The organism is Burkholderia sp. AU19243 (genome assembly GCF_018148075.1).
GTDB lineage: Bacteria > Pseudomonadota > Gammaproteobacteria > Burkholderiales > Burkholderiaceae > Burkholderia > Burkholderia latens_A.
Genome location: NZ_JAGSTV010000001.1, coordinates 488,160 through 502,149, shown reverse-complemented (window position 1 = coordinate 502,149; position 13,990 = coordinate 488,160). Strand labels below are relative to the sequence as shown.

The 13,990-nt window shown below is 63.1% G+C and carries 15 protein-coding genes; 1 reads left to right on the top strand and 14 read right to left on the bottom strand.

Translation table 11 applies throughout. The features are described 5' to 3' along the window. Positions 1 to 34: 34 nt before the first annotated feature. On the top strand, positions 35 to 1,117 hold the full coding sequence (locus KDW55_RS02490) for an acyltransferase (RefSeq protein WP_212197849.1): 1,083 nt from the start codon (positions 35 to 37) through the stop codon (positions 1,115 to 1,117). On the opposite strand, the gene KDW55_RS02485 is transcribed toward KDW55_RS02490, so the two are convergent. From KDW55_RS02485 to KDW55_RS02420, 14 genes are all read right to left on the bottom strand, one after another. Continuing rightward, on the bottom strand, positions 1,114 to 3,399 hold the full coding sequence (locus KDW55_RS02485; protein ID WP_212197848.1) for a hypothetical protein: 2,286 nt from the start codon (positions 3,397 to 3,399) through the stop codon (positions 1,114 to 1,116). The genes KDW55_RS02490 and KDW55_RS02485 overlap by 4 nt on opposite strands. Positions 3,400 to 3,454: 55 nt before the next feature. Continuing rightward, on the bottom strand, positions 3,455 to 3,667 hold the full coding sequence (locus KDW55_RS02480) for a hypothetical protein (RefSeq protein ID WP_212159923.1): 213 nt from the start codon (positions 3,665 to 3,667) through the stop codon (positions 3,455 to 3,457). Then, the gene (locus KDW55_RS02475) at positions 3,667 to 4,413 is read right to left on the bottom strand and encodes a hypothetical protein (protein ID WP_212197847.1); all 747 of its coding nucleotides are present in this window, start codon (positions 4,411 to 4,413) and stop codon (positions 3,667 to 3,669) included. The genes KDW55_RS02480 and KDW55_RS02475 overlap by 1 nt, the downstream gene beginning before the upstream one ends. Then, positions 4,410 to 5,312 (bottom strand): hypothetical protein, encoded by a 903-nt coding sequence (locus KDW55_RS02470; RefSeq protein ID WP_212197846.1) that lies wholly within the window; start codon positions 5,310 to 5,312, stop codon positions 4,410 to 4,412. Before KDW55_RS02470 ends, KDW55_RS02475 begins: the two co-directional genes overlap by 4 nt. Positions 5,313 to 5,314: 2 nt before the next feature. After that, the gene (locus KDW55_RS02465) at positions 5,315 to 6,727 is read right to left on the bottom strand and encodes a baseplate J/gp47 family protein (RefSeq protein ID WP_249181303.1); all 1,413 of its coding nucleotides are present in this window, start codon (positions 6,725 to 6,727) and stop codon (positions 5,315 to 5,317) included. Continuing rightward, positions 6,724 to 7,071, bottom strand: a complete 348-nt coding sequence (locus KDW55_RS02460) for a hypothetical protein (RefSeq protein WP_212159920.1) — start codon at positions 7,069 to 7,071, stop codon at positions 6,724 to 6,726. Before KDW55_RS02460 ends, KDW55_RS02465 begins: the two co-directional genes overlap by 4 nt. 12 nt (positions 7,072 to 7,083) lie before the next feature. Continuing rightward, entirely contained in the window at positions 7,084 to 7,740 is a 657-nt protein-coding gene (locus KDW55_RS02455) for a hypothetical protein (RefSeq protein ID WP_212197845.1), read from the bottom strand. Next, positions 7,733 to 8,704, bottom strand: coding sequence for a hypothetical protein (locus KDW55_RS02450; RefSeq protein ID WP_249181302.1), 972 nt, complete (start codon positions 8,702 to 8,704; stop codon positions 7,733 to 7,735). The genes KDW55_RS02455 and KDW55_RS02450 overlap by 8 nt, the downstream gene beginning before the upstream one ends. Positions 8,705 to 8,707: 3 nt before the next feature. Then, on the bottom strand, positions 8,708 to 8,986 hold the full coding sequence (locus KDW55_RS02445) for a hypothetical protein (protein WP_212159918.1): 279 nt from the start codon (positions 8,984 to 8,986) through the stop codon (positions 8,708 to 8,710). Beyond that, entirely contained in the window at positions 8,983 to 9,717 is a 735-nt protein-coding gene (locus KDW55_RS02440) for a hypothetical protein (RefSeq protein WP_212159917.1), read from the bottom strand. Before KDW55_RS02440 ends, KDW55_RS02445 begins: the two co-directional genes overlap by 4 nt. Positions 9,718 to 9,722: 5 nt before the next feature. After that, entirely contained in the window at positions 9,723 to 11,465 is a 1,743-nt protein-coding gene (locus tag KDW55_RS29695) for a lytic transglycosylase domain-containing protein (protein WP_212197844.1), read from the bottom strand. A gap of 120 nt (positions 11,466 to 11,585) precedes the next feature. Next, positions 11,586 to 12,164, bottom strand: a complete 579-nt coding sequence (locus KDW55_RS02430) for a hypothetical protein (RefSeq protein WP_349252587.1) — start codon at positions 12,162 to 12,164, stop codon at positions 11,586 to 11,588. A 29-nt stretch (positions 12,165 to 12,193) separates the two neighbouring features. Beyond that, positions 12,194 to 12,640 (bottom strand): hypothetical protein, encoded by a 447-nt coding sequence (locus KDW55_RS29285; protein WP_249181301.1) that lies wholly within the window; start codon positions 12,638 to 12,640, stop codon positions 12,194 to 12,196. Positions 12,641 to 12,652: 12 nt separating this feature from the next. Continuing rightward, positions 12,653 to 13,975, bottom strand: coding sequence for a hypothetical protein (locus tag KDW55_RS02420; protein WP_212197842.1), 1,323 nt, complete (start codon positions 13,973 to 13,975; stop codon positions 12,653 to 12,655). Positions 13,976 to 13,990 lie beyond the last annotated feature (15 nt).

The window sequence follows — 13,990 nt, the reverse complement described above, 5'->3', positions numbered from 1 at the left end:
TTCGCCCGGCTATAAGATGAAGATTGAGAGAACCATGAAAGAAAACGCCAACCGATTGCAACATCTGGATTCGCTGCGGGCCGTGGCGGTTCTTTTCGTGATATGGGCTCATTACGCTGAAATATTCAGTCGCATATCGAGCTCTTGGAATTTTCTGAATACCGTTCAAGCTGAATTTCGGTTCGGCGTGATCGGCGTGACCATCTTCTTCTGCATCAGCGGAATGCTCATCCCGAGCAGCCTGAAAGGGTCGCGGCGCACGGGAACCATTTCCTTCATCATCAAGCGATTTTTCCGGCTCTACCCGGCGTATTGGTTGTCGATGCCGCTCGGATATTTCGCGCTCTGGTACCTGTTTGACCGCCCCATTGACTTCACGATCTGGTGGCAGAACTTGACCATGATCCCGTTGAAGATCGGTTCGCCCGCCATTCAGGGGCAATACTGGACGCTTCAGCTCGAGCTGACCTTCTATCTGCTGTGCGTCTACCTGTTCGTGAGCGGAATGCTCAGCCGCAAATGCATTGCCGCAATCGCAGTATGGCTGTCGATCTGGTACGTCGCCGGCGCCATCCCGATCCTTCACATGGAGTTCGCGCCGGGCGACAACGACCTATACGTGAATCTGCTCGTCATGTTTTGGGGCGCGTGCTTTCGTTACGGCTATGACGACCCCGAATATCGGCCCGTCGTCTGGAAAGTCGGGGCATGCGCAGTCGCCGCCATTCTCCTGATGTCGCTTCACAAGTTTCGACATGGGGATATCGAGAATGCACGCGTAGCGCTGGTGCAAGTGGCGTCGATCGGCATGTTCGCGCTTGGCGCGACGATCCTGAAGATCCATTCCGGCGTCATGCAATGGATCGGTCGCATCAGCTACTCGATTTATCTGCTGCATCCTGTCCCGCTCTACATCGTATTTTGGGCGGCGCAGCACTACGGCAAAACGGGTTATCCGATGCCCGTCTATATCGCGATTTCGCTCGGAGCGACACTGCTTATGTCGTGGGCGATGTTCCGGTGGGTCGAAGCGCCAACCAACGCTTTCGGGCATTGGCTGACGCATCGCGTGAAGAAAAACGCGCCCATTCGCGAGCGCGTTGAAGCGGCCAGTTAATGGCGCCACATTTCGTACCACGTATTTGTCGCTTGCCAATACCACAAGGCCAACGTCGAACCCTGAGACGTTGAGAAGTTGGCGCCGCCTGTGAGCTGAAGGCCCGTTCCGTTCGTCACGGTCAATGCTTGGTTGAACGTCAGGATGATGCGACGATCGTTCCAAGTACCCAGGATCGACGTGATGTTTGTCGTTCCGGTAACGAGGAAATGGTCATAGCCAGGCGGTAGCGAAAGTGATGCCGCGCTCGCGACGGTCGGCAACGTGTTCGTGTTGCCGCCGATGATCGAGCCAGCCGACGCAAGGTCGGTTGACGTGATGCGTCCGATCTGAATCTGATCGCTTGTTCCGCCCGACGCGGCTGCGATATACGCTCCCGAACCGATGCCGCGGAGAATCGCGTTACCCACCGATACGCGCGCGTACACGGTGCCGACGTTGATGCCGTAGCTGGTCGAACCTTCGATATCCAGGTTCGCGATGTTCATCCAAATAGCATTCGTTCCGCTGCCGAGCGCCAAGCACTGCGCCGAAGCGACGCCGTTCGTGTTGCAGAAGTACGAGTTGATGTCGAAGCTGCCAGGGCCGTTGAACACCGCGCCGCCGCCCGAGTAGACCCACATCGAATCGATGATCGTGCCGCCGCCGTTCGTGAAAACGACGCTGCTGCCGGAGTTGTTGTCGGCCCAAATGCGACGGAAGTGCATGTTCCCGTTCGCGGTCGACGACAGCGCCGTCGCATGGCCGAAGTCCATGATGTCGAACTGCGTGTCGTCCTGGTTGCTCGACAGGATTTGCGTGCCGATGCCGGTGCGCGTGAGCTGCGGCGACGTCGGGTAGCCCACCGTCCCCCACGGGTACGTGCGCACGATGATGCGCGACGTGTCGAAGGACGGTCCGACGATGACGGAGCCGACGCCCGCCGACGGATTGCCGTCGCATTCGATGACCCATCGCTGGCGATCGCCGCCATTTGTCCCGTCAACGCAGGTCGCAAACCCGACGATCAGCGCATTGATCTGGATGTCGTTGGCGCCGCCGCCCGTTGCGAGCTTCAGCGCCGTGCCGGCGTATGCCGACGGCGTTTGCACCGGGATCGTCATGCCGCTGCGCAAAATCGTGCCGGTAAAGCCCGAGTTGCTCGACAGCGTGATCGATGCGCTGCTCGACAGGTTGATGTGCGGGTTGTTCGCGATCGGCGACGACGCCCAGTCCACGCCCGGGTTGCCCCACGGCGCCCCTTGTCGGCAGTGCTGCACGGTGACGTTCGCGGGGATCGTCACGTTCGACAGGATCGCGTAGTTCTTTGCGCACGACAGCATCACCGTGCCGCCGGCCGTGCCGAGCGCGGCCATCGCGTTCGTCAGCGGCGTGCTGTCATCGCTCGTGCCGTTGCCGGCGGCGTTGTAATCGTCGATGCTGACCGTCCGACCGAGCACCGTCGAGAGCGCTTGCGACGTGCCGCCCGTGCCGCTTGCCGTGTACGTGAGGCTCGTCGACGGGATCGTCATCGTCCCCGAGAACGTGCCGTTGAGCGTGGGATTGCTCGCCGTCGGCGACGTGAGCGTCGCGGTTGCGATTGTGGGCGACGTGGCAAGCACCATGCCGCCAGAGCCGGTCACGGCATTACCGAGCGCGGCAGTCACACCGGTGCCGGTGCCGGCCAGCCCGGTCGACACGGGCAAACCCGTCGCGTTCGTGAGCACCGCCGCCGACGGTGTGCCGAGGTTCGGCGTCGTGAGTGTGGGCGATGTGGCGAGCACGGGAGCACCGCTGCCGGTCGCGGCGTTCGCAAGCCCCGCCGCGACGCCGGCGCCGAGTCCCGATACGCCGGTAGAGATCGGCAGTCCGGTAGCGTTTGTCAGCGTCAGCGAAGTCGGCGTGCCAAGGTTCGGTGACGTCAGCGTCGGCGACGCGATGGTCGGCGACGTGGAGAACACCGGCGAACCCGAACCGGTTGCCGCATTCGCGAGTCCGGCGGCGACACCCGTACCGAATCCAGTGATGCCGGTTGAGAGGGGGAGGCCCGTGCCGTTCGTCAAAGTGACGGCGGAGGGCGTGCCGAGATTCGGCGTGGTGAGCGTCGGGGAATTCGACAGAACGGCAGAGCCCGTACCCGTCGAGCTCGTCGAACCCGTCCCGCCGTTCGCCGCGGTCAACGGATTGATCAGCGTCAGGCTGTTGAAGGTCGGCGAGGGGTAACTCTGGGCGTTGACCAAAGTCGGCGACAGCCCGCACGCGAGCAGCGCAGCAGCAGCGGTCAGTGCGATGATTTTTTTCATGAGCGGAAATGAAAAAGGCCCTCCGGAGAGGGCCTGTTGCACGATGGGGATGCCTTCAGGAAATCGAGACGACGCCGTTGTTGTTCCAGGGAATACCTGGAGCCGTCGGTTCATCGGTGGAAAGGTGCGCGGCCCATGAAGCCGGCCCGAAAAGAGAAGCAAGCGCCGACAGAGGCATCGAGCACGTCGCGAGCAAATCGCCCTGCTTTTGCGTGATCGTCACCAGTTCATCACCTGTCAGCGGTTGAGGAAGACCGTAAATTTCCATTAATACCCCACTGCGATTACACGAAAACCGAATGTGCCCGTTGCGCTCGCCGGCCCGACCCACCCTGAGCCGGTCCAGTAAAGACCGGCCGCGACGAACTGTGTTGCCGTGAACGATTTGATGGCGTAGATCGTGGCATTTCCTGTTACCCAAGTTCCGGCGCCGGCCTCGACGATCACTGCCTGAAGGCATGCATTCGGGAACGGGATCGGGAAGTTTTGATTAGGCGCGACACTGCCCGCCCAACTGGCGGCCGGAATGCTGTAGGACGCAAACTGCACAATGAAGCCGCCTGGAATCTTGGCATACCCGTTTCCCGTCAGCGAATTCACGAACTGCCCCAGCGCGACCGGATCATTCGGATTCACAGCATCGGGGATCGTAACCTCCCCTGTGAACGCATTCGTGCCGCTCCAGATATTCGCTGCACCGAGCTGACCGAATGAACGCTCTTGTCCGGCCGTCGGCCCGCAGTATGCGTAATCGCCGACGAGCCATGCGAGCGGCGACGTGCCCTCTTGGCCGCGCGTAACCGTCAAGGTCGCGCCCGAGACGGCCGTCGCATAGACGATCTCGGTGTTCTGTCGCGTCGCCGCGTCGCGCAGCGTAATCGGGAGGACATAGCCGGCCGGGATCGATGTCGGCAGATTCGCGGTGCTCGCGAGCGTGATTGTGGTCGCGCTGTTCGAGACGGCGCCGGCCAACGTCGTCGTGACGTCGTTGGCGAAAATGAAATTGGTTGTCATGTCCCGTCCGAGATGCAGATGAGGCCGCCGTTATTCCACAGCTGGTTCAAGTTGTGCGGGTTGCTCGTCGGCAGTCCGCCTCCGCCGATCGACAGCAGCTCGGCCGCAGTGATCGCGCCGAAATATCGCGGCGTGCCCGCGCCGGAACCGCCCGGAATCACGCCGATCGTGCCGCCGTTGTACCAAACGGCACCCGCCGCCAAGCCAACAGGACTCGTCGGATAGTTCAGTGGCGCGGTCATCCAAAGCACACCGCCATCATTCAGGAAGCTGACTCCGACGAAAGCGAATGAGTACTGGAACGGCACCGAAAGCACGCCGTTCGCGATGCACTCCTGCAGCGCGGTGAACACTGAATCTTCGAACGACGTGATCGTGAACGTCGTGCCGGATACCGTGATCGAGGGAGGGTTGTTCAGCACCGGGTAATCAGTCCCGCCCGCACCGTTGATGAACCGATTCACGCGGTTCTTCAGCCATCCCATCGTGAATACCTGCCCGTCTCCGCGGTACAGGTTCCACGTCATCGCGCGCTTGTAAATGTCGTCGGTTGCGATCTCCGCGGTGCCCGACGACGTGAATTGCATGCCGTTATACGGCAGCGTGTTGTACGGCACGCTGTTATAGCCGGCCGTGATCGTTGAGGTCTGCGTCGACAGTACCGGGCGCGGAATCCCGTAGATCCCGTTGCCGATCCAGTCCAGCAGCGGACCGAAGATCGAAGGCGACGTGTACACCGCGAGCGGCGTGTTGTTGAACCAGTCGAGGTATCCTTGCGCGATCGAGTTCGCCGAGGCGATGAACGCCTGAAGGTCCGGATCGTCCGCGTATTCCTGATACAGGTAGGCAGGAATGATCTGCTGCAGCGGCAGCGTCGAGAATGATTCAATCGCGCCCATCGTCAACCTTGCGTGACCGTGACGGCCGTCGAACTCGCGAAGAAATACCCTTCCGGATCACCAGGGATGATGCTGGTCCCGGCGGTCGGCGTCGCCGGAACGCCGTTGATCGTCACAGCATATTGGAGCGTGGTGATGTTGTCCGCGCTGATCACCGAGGCGACCGCATCCTGGAACACGGCATCCATCGCCAATTCGTTGATCGGCTGACCGACGTAAATCGAATTCAGATAGGACTGCAGCGCCGGCGCCGCGAGCTGGTTCACCGATTCGCCGGCCGTGAAGCTCGGCAGCGTCGTGTTCCATGTCACGGCGAGCGTGACGACCTGCTGCGGCGGATTCACGAACGGGATCAGATACTGATCGGGATTCTGGAACAGCGATACCGAGACGTTGCGCGGGTTTGGCGAGAAAATCGCGCCGCCCGTGTACGCGCCGAAACCGCTGCCGTTCCGCGTAGTCGTGATGGTCGTGCCCGATATCGAGCCGACGGTGTACGTCCCGTTGTAAGCCGACGGCGTCGCGTTGGCGATCGTGAACGTCTGCCCCGGTGCGTACCCGCTCGCCAGGTTCGTTGAGATGACGACCGGATTAGCCGCGGTCATGCCGGTGATGCCGAGCTGCGACCCCTGCAGCGTCGCGATGTCGCCGACGCCTTGCAGGATGGCGTTCGCCACCGAATACGCGTCGCCGCCCCCGCAGATCACGCGCCAGCCGCCCGTCGCTTGCTGGATCGATACAAGGCGCGCTTGCACACCCGTAATCTTCTCGAGCAGCGTTTTCAGATACGCCGGCGTGCCGGTCGCGGCAACGACGCCTGCTTGCATTACGCGCGCGCGATAGCCCGGCACGCTCTCGGCTGAAGTTGCTGGCGTCCCGGCCTGCGGATTCGTGACCGTGATGCTGCTGTATGCGCTCGGCACAGACGTGACGAGCTGCGTCACGGTCCCGGGCGGAATCGCGAATGTGCCGCTCGTCGTCGACACCGCGAAAGCGAGTGGCGAGACGCCGCTCGACTGAATCACGGTGCCATCCTGCAACGCATACTGATGCGTGCCATCACCGACCAGAAAGCCTTTCTGGAACACGTAACCGGCCGGCCCGGAGAACTGCACGTACACGCTGCCGTTCGCGCTCACCCCTTGCGGGATGCCGAACTGCTGGCCGAGCTGCGCCAGCACAAACGCATTTGCACCGTTGGGCGTGACGTTGTTCAGCGAATCGACGCGCGCCTGATCCATCGTCGCGATCGCGCCGACCGATGTCGATGCGACGTCTTCGATCAGGCCGCCCGGCAGGTTCGCCGTATAGTCCGGGTTCGTCGCGGCCACGCCGTCGACGAGGGTCTGGCGGATCGTGGTCGGCGGCGTCGGCACCGGGCCGGCGGTGGTCATCACGAGAGGAATCTGGCTCATATCGCTACGGTCGCGGTCAGGATCGCGCCGCTATGCGCGACGGCCTGGATGTTGTAGACGGGCGGGAAACTGCCGGGCACGCGCACGATCGCGAGCGATGCGAAATACGGCGCGAACTGCTGCTGCGTCGCCATTGCATAAAAATCGGGGAACACCTGCGTGACGACGGTCTGCTGCGCCGGGATTCCGTAGTTCGCGTAAAACGGCGACTCGCCGAGGTTCAGACGCAACACCTGACAGAGCGTCGTCAGATACACGTTGTCGTTGTAGCCGTTGGCGTCGGTCGACACCTGAACCCACCGATACGAGCCGTCCTCGTTATAGAGCCTGCCCCATGTGCGCACGCTGTCGCTCCCTCAATTGATGGGCGGATCGGTCTGCGTCTTCGATCCGGTGCCCGGAAAGTACCCGTGCGTGTGGTTCTCGTAGCTGTTGCCGTCGATCGACAGGCCCGATGCATCGAGCGTAATCGTGTGACCACCGAAGCTCATGACGATGCCGGCCGCCGTCAGCGAAAGCGACGCGCCGCCATACGTCATCGATACGCCGCTCTGGTTCACGACGCACGACGACGGTGTCGTGCCCTGCGTGGTGCGCGCGATCATGCCGTTCGGGCCGCATACCTGCGCTGCGTTCGGGTCATCCGGCGGCGCGCCCGCGTTGCTCACTGGCACGAACACGAGCGCAGTCAGGTTGCCGCGGCGCCGGAAATCGGCGGTTCCGCCGCCGAGGCCGGAGATGCCGCCGAGATACGCGTCGGCTGGCATCGTCACGCCTTTATCGCCGATCTGCGTCGGCATGCGGATCCACGGGCTTTCCGCTTTCGGGATCGTGACTTCCGGCAACGTCCACGTGCCTTCCATCTCGAACTTCACAGTCACGACCGCCCCGGATACCGCCACGACGCTGCACGGCAGCGCGTTGCCCGTATCCTCGATCGCCTGCGCCGCGCGCGCGATCGCCATGCGATTCAGCGATCGCTGAAGCGGCAGCTTCGAATAGTTGTCAGCCATTGCTCATCACCGCGCAATTTGCGACCGTCGCCCACGACGCGCCATCGAGCGCGCGGAAGTTGCCGATATGGCGCAGCTCGATCACCGAGAACTTGCCCTGAAACGCACTCTTGTATTTCAGGCTCGATGGCAGCGATGACGACGATGTCAGAACGATGCCGGGCGTGTTCTGCAACCCCTGCGGCATCAGCAGCTCCGATCCGAGCTGAATGTCGGCGCGCATCACAAGCTTGACCTGCATCACATTCGGCGCAATCCACGTCGGCTGACCGACGAAATCCGTGAACGCGAGCTGCACGGTATTCGGCTTGTACGTGCTGTCGTAGACGACGATCTGGCCGGCCTGAATCGTCATCTGCACGCCCGCATAATCGGTGCCGAGGAAGTTTCCCTGCGTGATCTCCGTGAGCAGCTGCGCGAGCTGCTCGAGCGTCGAGCAGCGATGCACCTCATCATGCGACTGCACGAGCGACGAGCTGATGTTGATCAGCGCAGGCATCGTCGGATAGGCGGTCGACAGCGTCTGTGCGAGCGCGCTCGTGAGCGTCGCGCCCGCCTTCCAGTTCAGCACGATGTTGCCGGGCTGGTCGAGCGTATAGACCGCTGGATTCAGCACGAGATCGAGCGTCATCTCGGTGCCTTCCCAGTTGCCGAACGACTGCCAAATCTGGCCGGCCGCAATCAGCCCAGCCTGCTTCGGATTCGCCAGCGGAAGCCCCGCCTGCATGCCGCCCTTCATCGTCAGGTTCATGCCGGCGAACTGCTGCGCTTCCAGCAAATCCCCGAGCGGCACGCCTTCGATCAGCAGCGACTGGCCGCCGATCGGCGTCCCATACGTGGCTACCGGAATATCGAATTCGATGTTCAGCGCGCCCGGATCGAACGCGCCATTCGGGTGCGACGTCCAGCGCCGGATCGGCTTCGTGCCGCCTTCCGGCGTGATGGTGATGTCGTAGTAGCGCATCGATTACGGCGTGATCTCGAAATTGCCCGTGTCCTCGCGATACAGCAGCGTCGAGGTCGAAAAGATGCCCGGCGCGAGCAGGATGTCGAAATCGAGCGGCGATCCAGCCATCGCGCCGCACCACGTGACGTTTCCGTTCTGGTCGGTCAGCGTGACGTACCAGCGCATGCCCGCGATGTTCCACGTCACCGACAGCGAATAGGCGACCCCGTCGAGCGTGACAGTCGCCTGAAACGGCGGCGTTGTCGCGTTGGACGGCAGGAAAGGAACGAGCGTCGTCATAGTGCCGGCTGCGAGAGGAACTGATTCACGACGCCGGCCATATTGCCGACGCCTTCGAGCGCGCCCTGCACTGCCGAGCCGGCCGCGGCCACCGCGCCGGACCATGCTGGCGACGTCACCTGCTGGCCACCGGCGAGCTTGCTCATGAGCGCGCTGAATGCGCTGCTCGCCGCCTGTTGCGTCAACAGCGGCTGCACGAAGTCGAGCTGCCACTGGATCTGTTGTTGCTTGCCCTCGCCGCTCGTGACGTCGGTCATCGATGTCAGGATGCAGTTCGTGTAGATGCGCGCGGGCGTTGCCACATGAAACGTGCCGCCGGCGGCGCAGTGCGCCTCGAGCGAGCTTTGCAGCGACGTGAAGATCGCGGTCTTCGTAAGATAGCCGCCCGTGTCCTTCACGGGCGCGATCATCAGCAGCGAAACGTTTTTCGGCTGCATCACGATCGCGTTGCCGGCAACCTGCTGGTTCGCGAACGGATACGTGCCGACCGCGTTGTTGATGATCGTCCCGCCAGGCAGCACCACGAACCGCGCGAAGAAGTTGTCGAGGCCGATGCTGCCGCTCGACAGGACGCTCTGCGCGAGCGCGCCGAGTTGCCCCACAAGACCGATGATCGGCATCATGCCGCCGAGCGTGTTCGCGACGATCCCGCCGTTCAGGATGATCGGCGAAACCTGAAAAGACAGGTCGTACGCCGATCGGAAGCCTGAAGAAAGGTCGAGTCCCGCCATATCGATTACCTCGGCGCCGCCGCGTTAGCCTGCACGGCGACGCGGGCGGACGTGTTGTTGCTCACCTGGACCTGCACCTTCACGGCGCTACGCTTGGCGACCTCACCGGCGATCTGCGCGATGTAATTGCGCGTCTCGGTGGGAAGATGCGAATCCCACTGGCCGCCGTTCTTCGCGATGTCTTTGTCAAGGTTGCCCGGACCCCAGTTGTACGCGGCGAGCGCCTTGCGGATATCGCCGCCGTACTTGCGCATGAGCGACTGCATGTAGCGCCCGGACGCGCCGGCTTGATCCTTGAAGCTGAACCGGTCGCCGCCGTTGCCCCAATCGTTCCACGTGCCCGAGGTGAACTGGAAGTCACCGATCGCCTGATCGCCGTTCTTCAGAAGCGGGCCGACCAGATTCTTCCCGGACTTCGACTCAACCTGCCACATGCGCGACAGCGTTCCGGGCGGCAGCCCGCGCTGCTTTTCGATGTTCGCGAGATAGCCTGCCGGGTCGCCCGGCATCGTCAGCGCGTGCCGCGTATAGCCAAGCGCTTTCTCGGTCGACGAGATGCCGCCGGTACTCCAGTCGTTCGCGCCGCTGCCGAGATCGAAATTCCCGACATCGGCGTTCGACGTCGACGACGTGTCGATTCCGAAGAAGCGAGCGGCCTTGCGAATCGCGCCGGCGACCAATCCGATCAGACCGGCGAAGTCCCGCATGTCCTGCTGGAACGTCGGCGACCCGAGATAGTTCGTCAGCCCGGTGATTCCATCCTCGACCGCTTTCAGGTTCTTCGGCGTGAAGATGTCGTTGATCAGCTGGTCCGCGTCCTTCGTCAGCGTCGTCACGAAACTGCGCAGCGACGGCGCGAGCTCGACCAGCCGATTCGTCAGCGATGTCTCGAGCGTGCGGCCCGCGAGCGAGATCTGTCGATCGAACTCATACCAGGCCTGCGTCGTCCCGTTGCTGACGTTCAGCGAGCGCTGATCACTGCCGTACTGCGCGCGCGCGGATTGCAGTTCCGACAGCGGCGTATTGCCGAGCCGGCGCACGTCCTCGAGCGTTAGGCCCGACTGCGTGAAGCCGGCGGCGGCCAGATTCTCGGCCGTGCGCTGCGACGATGGCGTCTTCGTCCACCAGTCGTGCGCGCGCGTGGCGAGGCGCATCGCGAGTTGGTCTGGACCTTGGTTCGCAACAGCCTGCGCGCCGAGGCCGGTCGCAAGGCCCAGCCACACGCGGCCCTGATAGCTGTTCTGCGCGTCCGCGACATGCGACAGGATGCTCGGGTCGAGGAAGCGCCCGAAATCCATCCCGAACGCCTTGTACTGACCCGGCGTCAGGCCGACGCCGCGCGCACCGCGCTGCTCGGTCACGGCCGAATGCGCGAGATCACGCAGGCTGATCGCGCCGAGGATGCCCCCCAGCCCCGCTATACCGCCGCCGATGGCGCCGATCTTCAGCAGCCACTTGCCGATGTCGAACACCGCCTTGCCGACGTTGCTGGCCTCCTTCGCCATCTTCGACATCGTGTGCAGGCCTTCGCGCGCCATGATGTTGAACTGGCGCTGCGCCTCGGTCGACGACTGAATACCGCTTGTGAGCGACTTCGCTGTCGCCGCGCTGCGGCGCATCGATGTGTCGATCTGCTGCCACTCCTTCGGCATGCTCGCGACCTTGGCCTCGAACTGCTCGTACAGCTCGTAGAACGCCTTGAACTGCTCGGCATTCACGTCGATGCTGATGATCGGCTTATTAGCCACTTGCGCCTCTCAGGGTTCGGATCAGTTCGAGGATGTTGCGATCGCGGAAATCACGCGCGCTGCGGTATTCGAAGCCGTGACGCTGCACTGTTTCCGCGAAGCCCTCGCCGGCGACGAACCTCAGGATGGAACCGACGACACCGCCTGTTGTGCCGAAGGTGCGGCCTTCGTCGAGTTCGGCAAGGAATCGGCAAATTCCATAGGTGGCAAGGAGGTAATCGACCCCTTCAGCAGGTAAGCCGTGCTGTTCGCCTGTTTCTTCCGTTCCGCCTTGCTCGCGAGCGAGCAGATGCAGGTAAAAAAAACGATCGCCGACTCCGTTTCGGCCTGGTCCTCTTCATCGATCTTTCCGGCCGCGACCGCGCCATCGATCGGCAGGAGATCCCAGCCGCCCGGACCCGGCACCAGCACCATCGTCAGGCGGCGAATCTCGGCCATCAGCGCCGGCGTCGCCTCGTCGAGAACGGTCTTTCCGTCCTTCGCGTAGCTGCCGCGCGCCTCAGCCTCGCGCATGCCCTCGTCAAGCAGCGTGAGTGCTGCGATGCGCGGGCCCGAATCCATCATGTAGATGCCGCCGCGGCTCATTAGCGACGCTTTCGTCGCCGCGAGCACGCGGTAGTTCGCCTCGAACACCTGCCGCGAGATCGGCGTGTGATAGGCCCATACCTTCACGCCGGCCTCATCGGCGACGACCGGCACGACGAGGTTCATCGCCTCGTTGATCTGGATCACGTCATGCTCCACAGGTCATTGTTGGTGTAGTACGTGCCGCGCAGCACCAGCATGCAGACCGCATCCATGCCGTCGAACGCATTCGGGTCGAAGTGGCGGATCGCGGTGTCGTACAGCGTGAACGAATCGAACGCGGCCGAATCACTGTTGACCTTGACCTGGCCGAGCACGCTGTTCGATTCCCACTGCGCGCGCCATGCCATCGACAGCGCCTGCGTGCGCAGAATGCCGACGGTGATCGTCGCCGGCACGTACGGTGCCGGCGAGTTCACGAGGCCCGTCCCGGTGCCGGTCTGATCAGTGAAGTCGCCCTCGAACGCGATGCGCGCGAACGACTTTCCCATGTACGGCGCCGTGATGTTCAGCGACGTGAAGGCCGGCACGATGACCGAGCACCGGACGCGGTTCAGGGTGCCCTGGCTGACAAGCGGATTGGTTGCCATCTGAGGCTCTCCTTAGAACTGCACTGCGTCGATGTTGAAGGTCACGGTCAGGAACCCGTTCTGTCCGACCACCGTCGCGGCGAGGCCGTTGTAGATGCCGGCGGCGTAATCGCCCGGGTTCTGCGTGGTGTACTGCAGGAAGCTCGTGGCCGAGATCGACACCGACTGCGCGCAGCCGAAGCTGACGGCGCTCGAACCCGTGTTCTCGGCGACGGCCTCGATCGAGTTGATGCCGGGCTGGTCATAGAGCAGCGGCGGGTTGCTGTTTGAACCATTGATGATGGCCGCGGCGATCGCCTGCTTCGACTGGATCTGGAACCAGTCGATCCCATACCACCAGCTCGCCTGATCGCCGCTCATCAGCATGCCCTTGAACACGCATGCCGTCGAAATGCCGCCTTCGGCGCCCGTGAGCACGATGTTCCCGTGGCCGCTCAGGATCGTCGTGATCTGCGCGTTGTAGCCTTGCGCCGGCCACGCCGTGACGCCATACAGGTAGCGGTAAGCCATCGGCGCGAGCTTGTTCGCCGCGCCGGGCTGGTTGACGAGCCACTGGTAGAAGAACGCGGCCGCCGTGAACTCCGTCGACGGCGCAAGCGGGCTCGGCACCACCGCGAACACCGATTTCAGCGTCGAGTAGTTCGCGAGGTTCGTCGAGCTCGTCGTGACGAAGAAATACGTCTTGCTGGTCGGCGACGAGTACAGGCTGGCGAGAATGTTCAGTGCCGATGCCAAGTTCGCCGTTGCGACCGCGCCCGTGCCGCCGCCGCCCGAGAACGAGACGGTCGGCGCCGCGGTGTAGCCAGAGCCCGGATTCGTGATCGTGACGGCCACGACCTTGCCGTTCTGGATGACGGCCGTGCCGGTCGCGGTCGTGCCCGACGTCGGCGCGGAGAACGTGACCGTCGGCGCGGACGTGTAGCCCGAGCCGCCATTCGTCACGATGACGCTGCCGACCTCGTCCTTCGAATAGTCCCATGCCGCCGGCACGAGGTACGCGTAGAACACGTTCGGGTTGTTCGAGATCCACGTTTGCAGCAGGCCGATGCCTTGATCGACGCCGGTTTCGGCGCCGAGCTCGAGCACGTAGAAGCCGATAGCCGAACCCTGCGCGAAGTGCGTGTTCGCCATGTTCGCCAGCTCGGTCGAGTTGCCCGACCCGCTGAGAATGGACGTGAGATCGCTGACGAGTCCGCAGTACTGGTACGTGCCGGGGGTAAGCGTCGTGCCGCCCACCGAGACGATCGCACCGCTGCGCTGAAGCTGCGACGGCACGGGCGCCCGGGTGACGGTGACGTTCAGATTGACGATCGTCGAGGTGATGGTTTGCGCCATGGTGGGCGGCTCCTG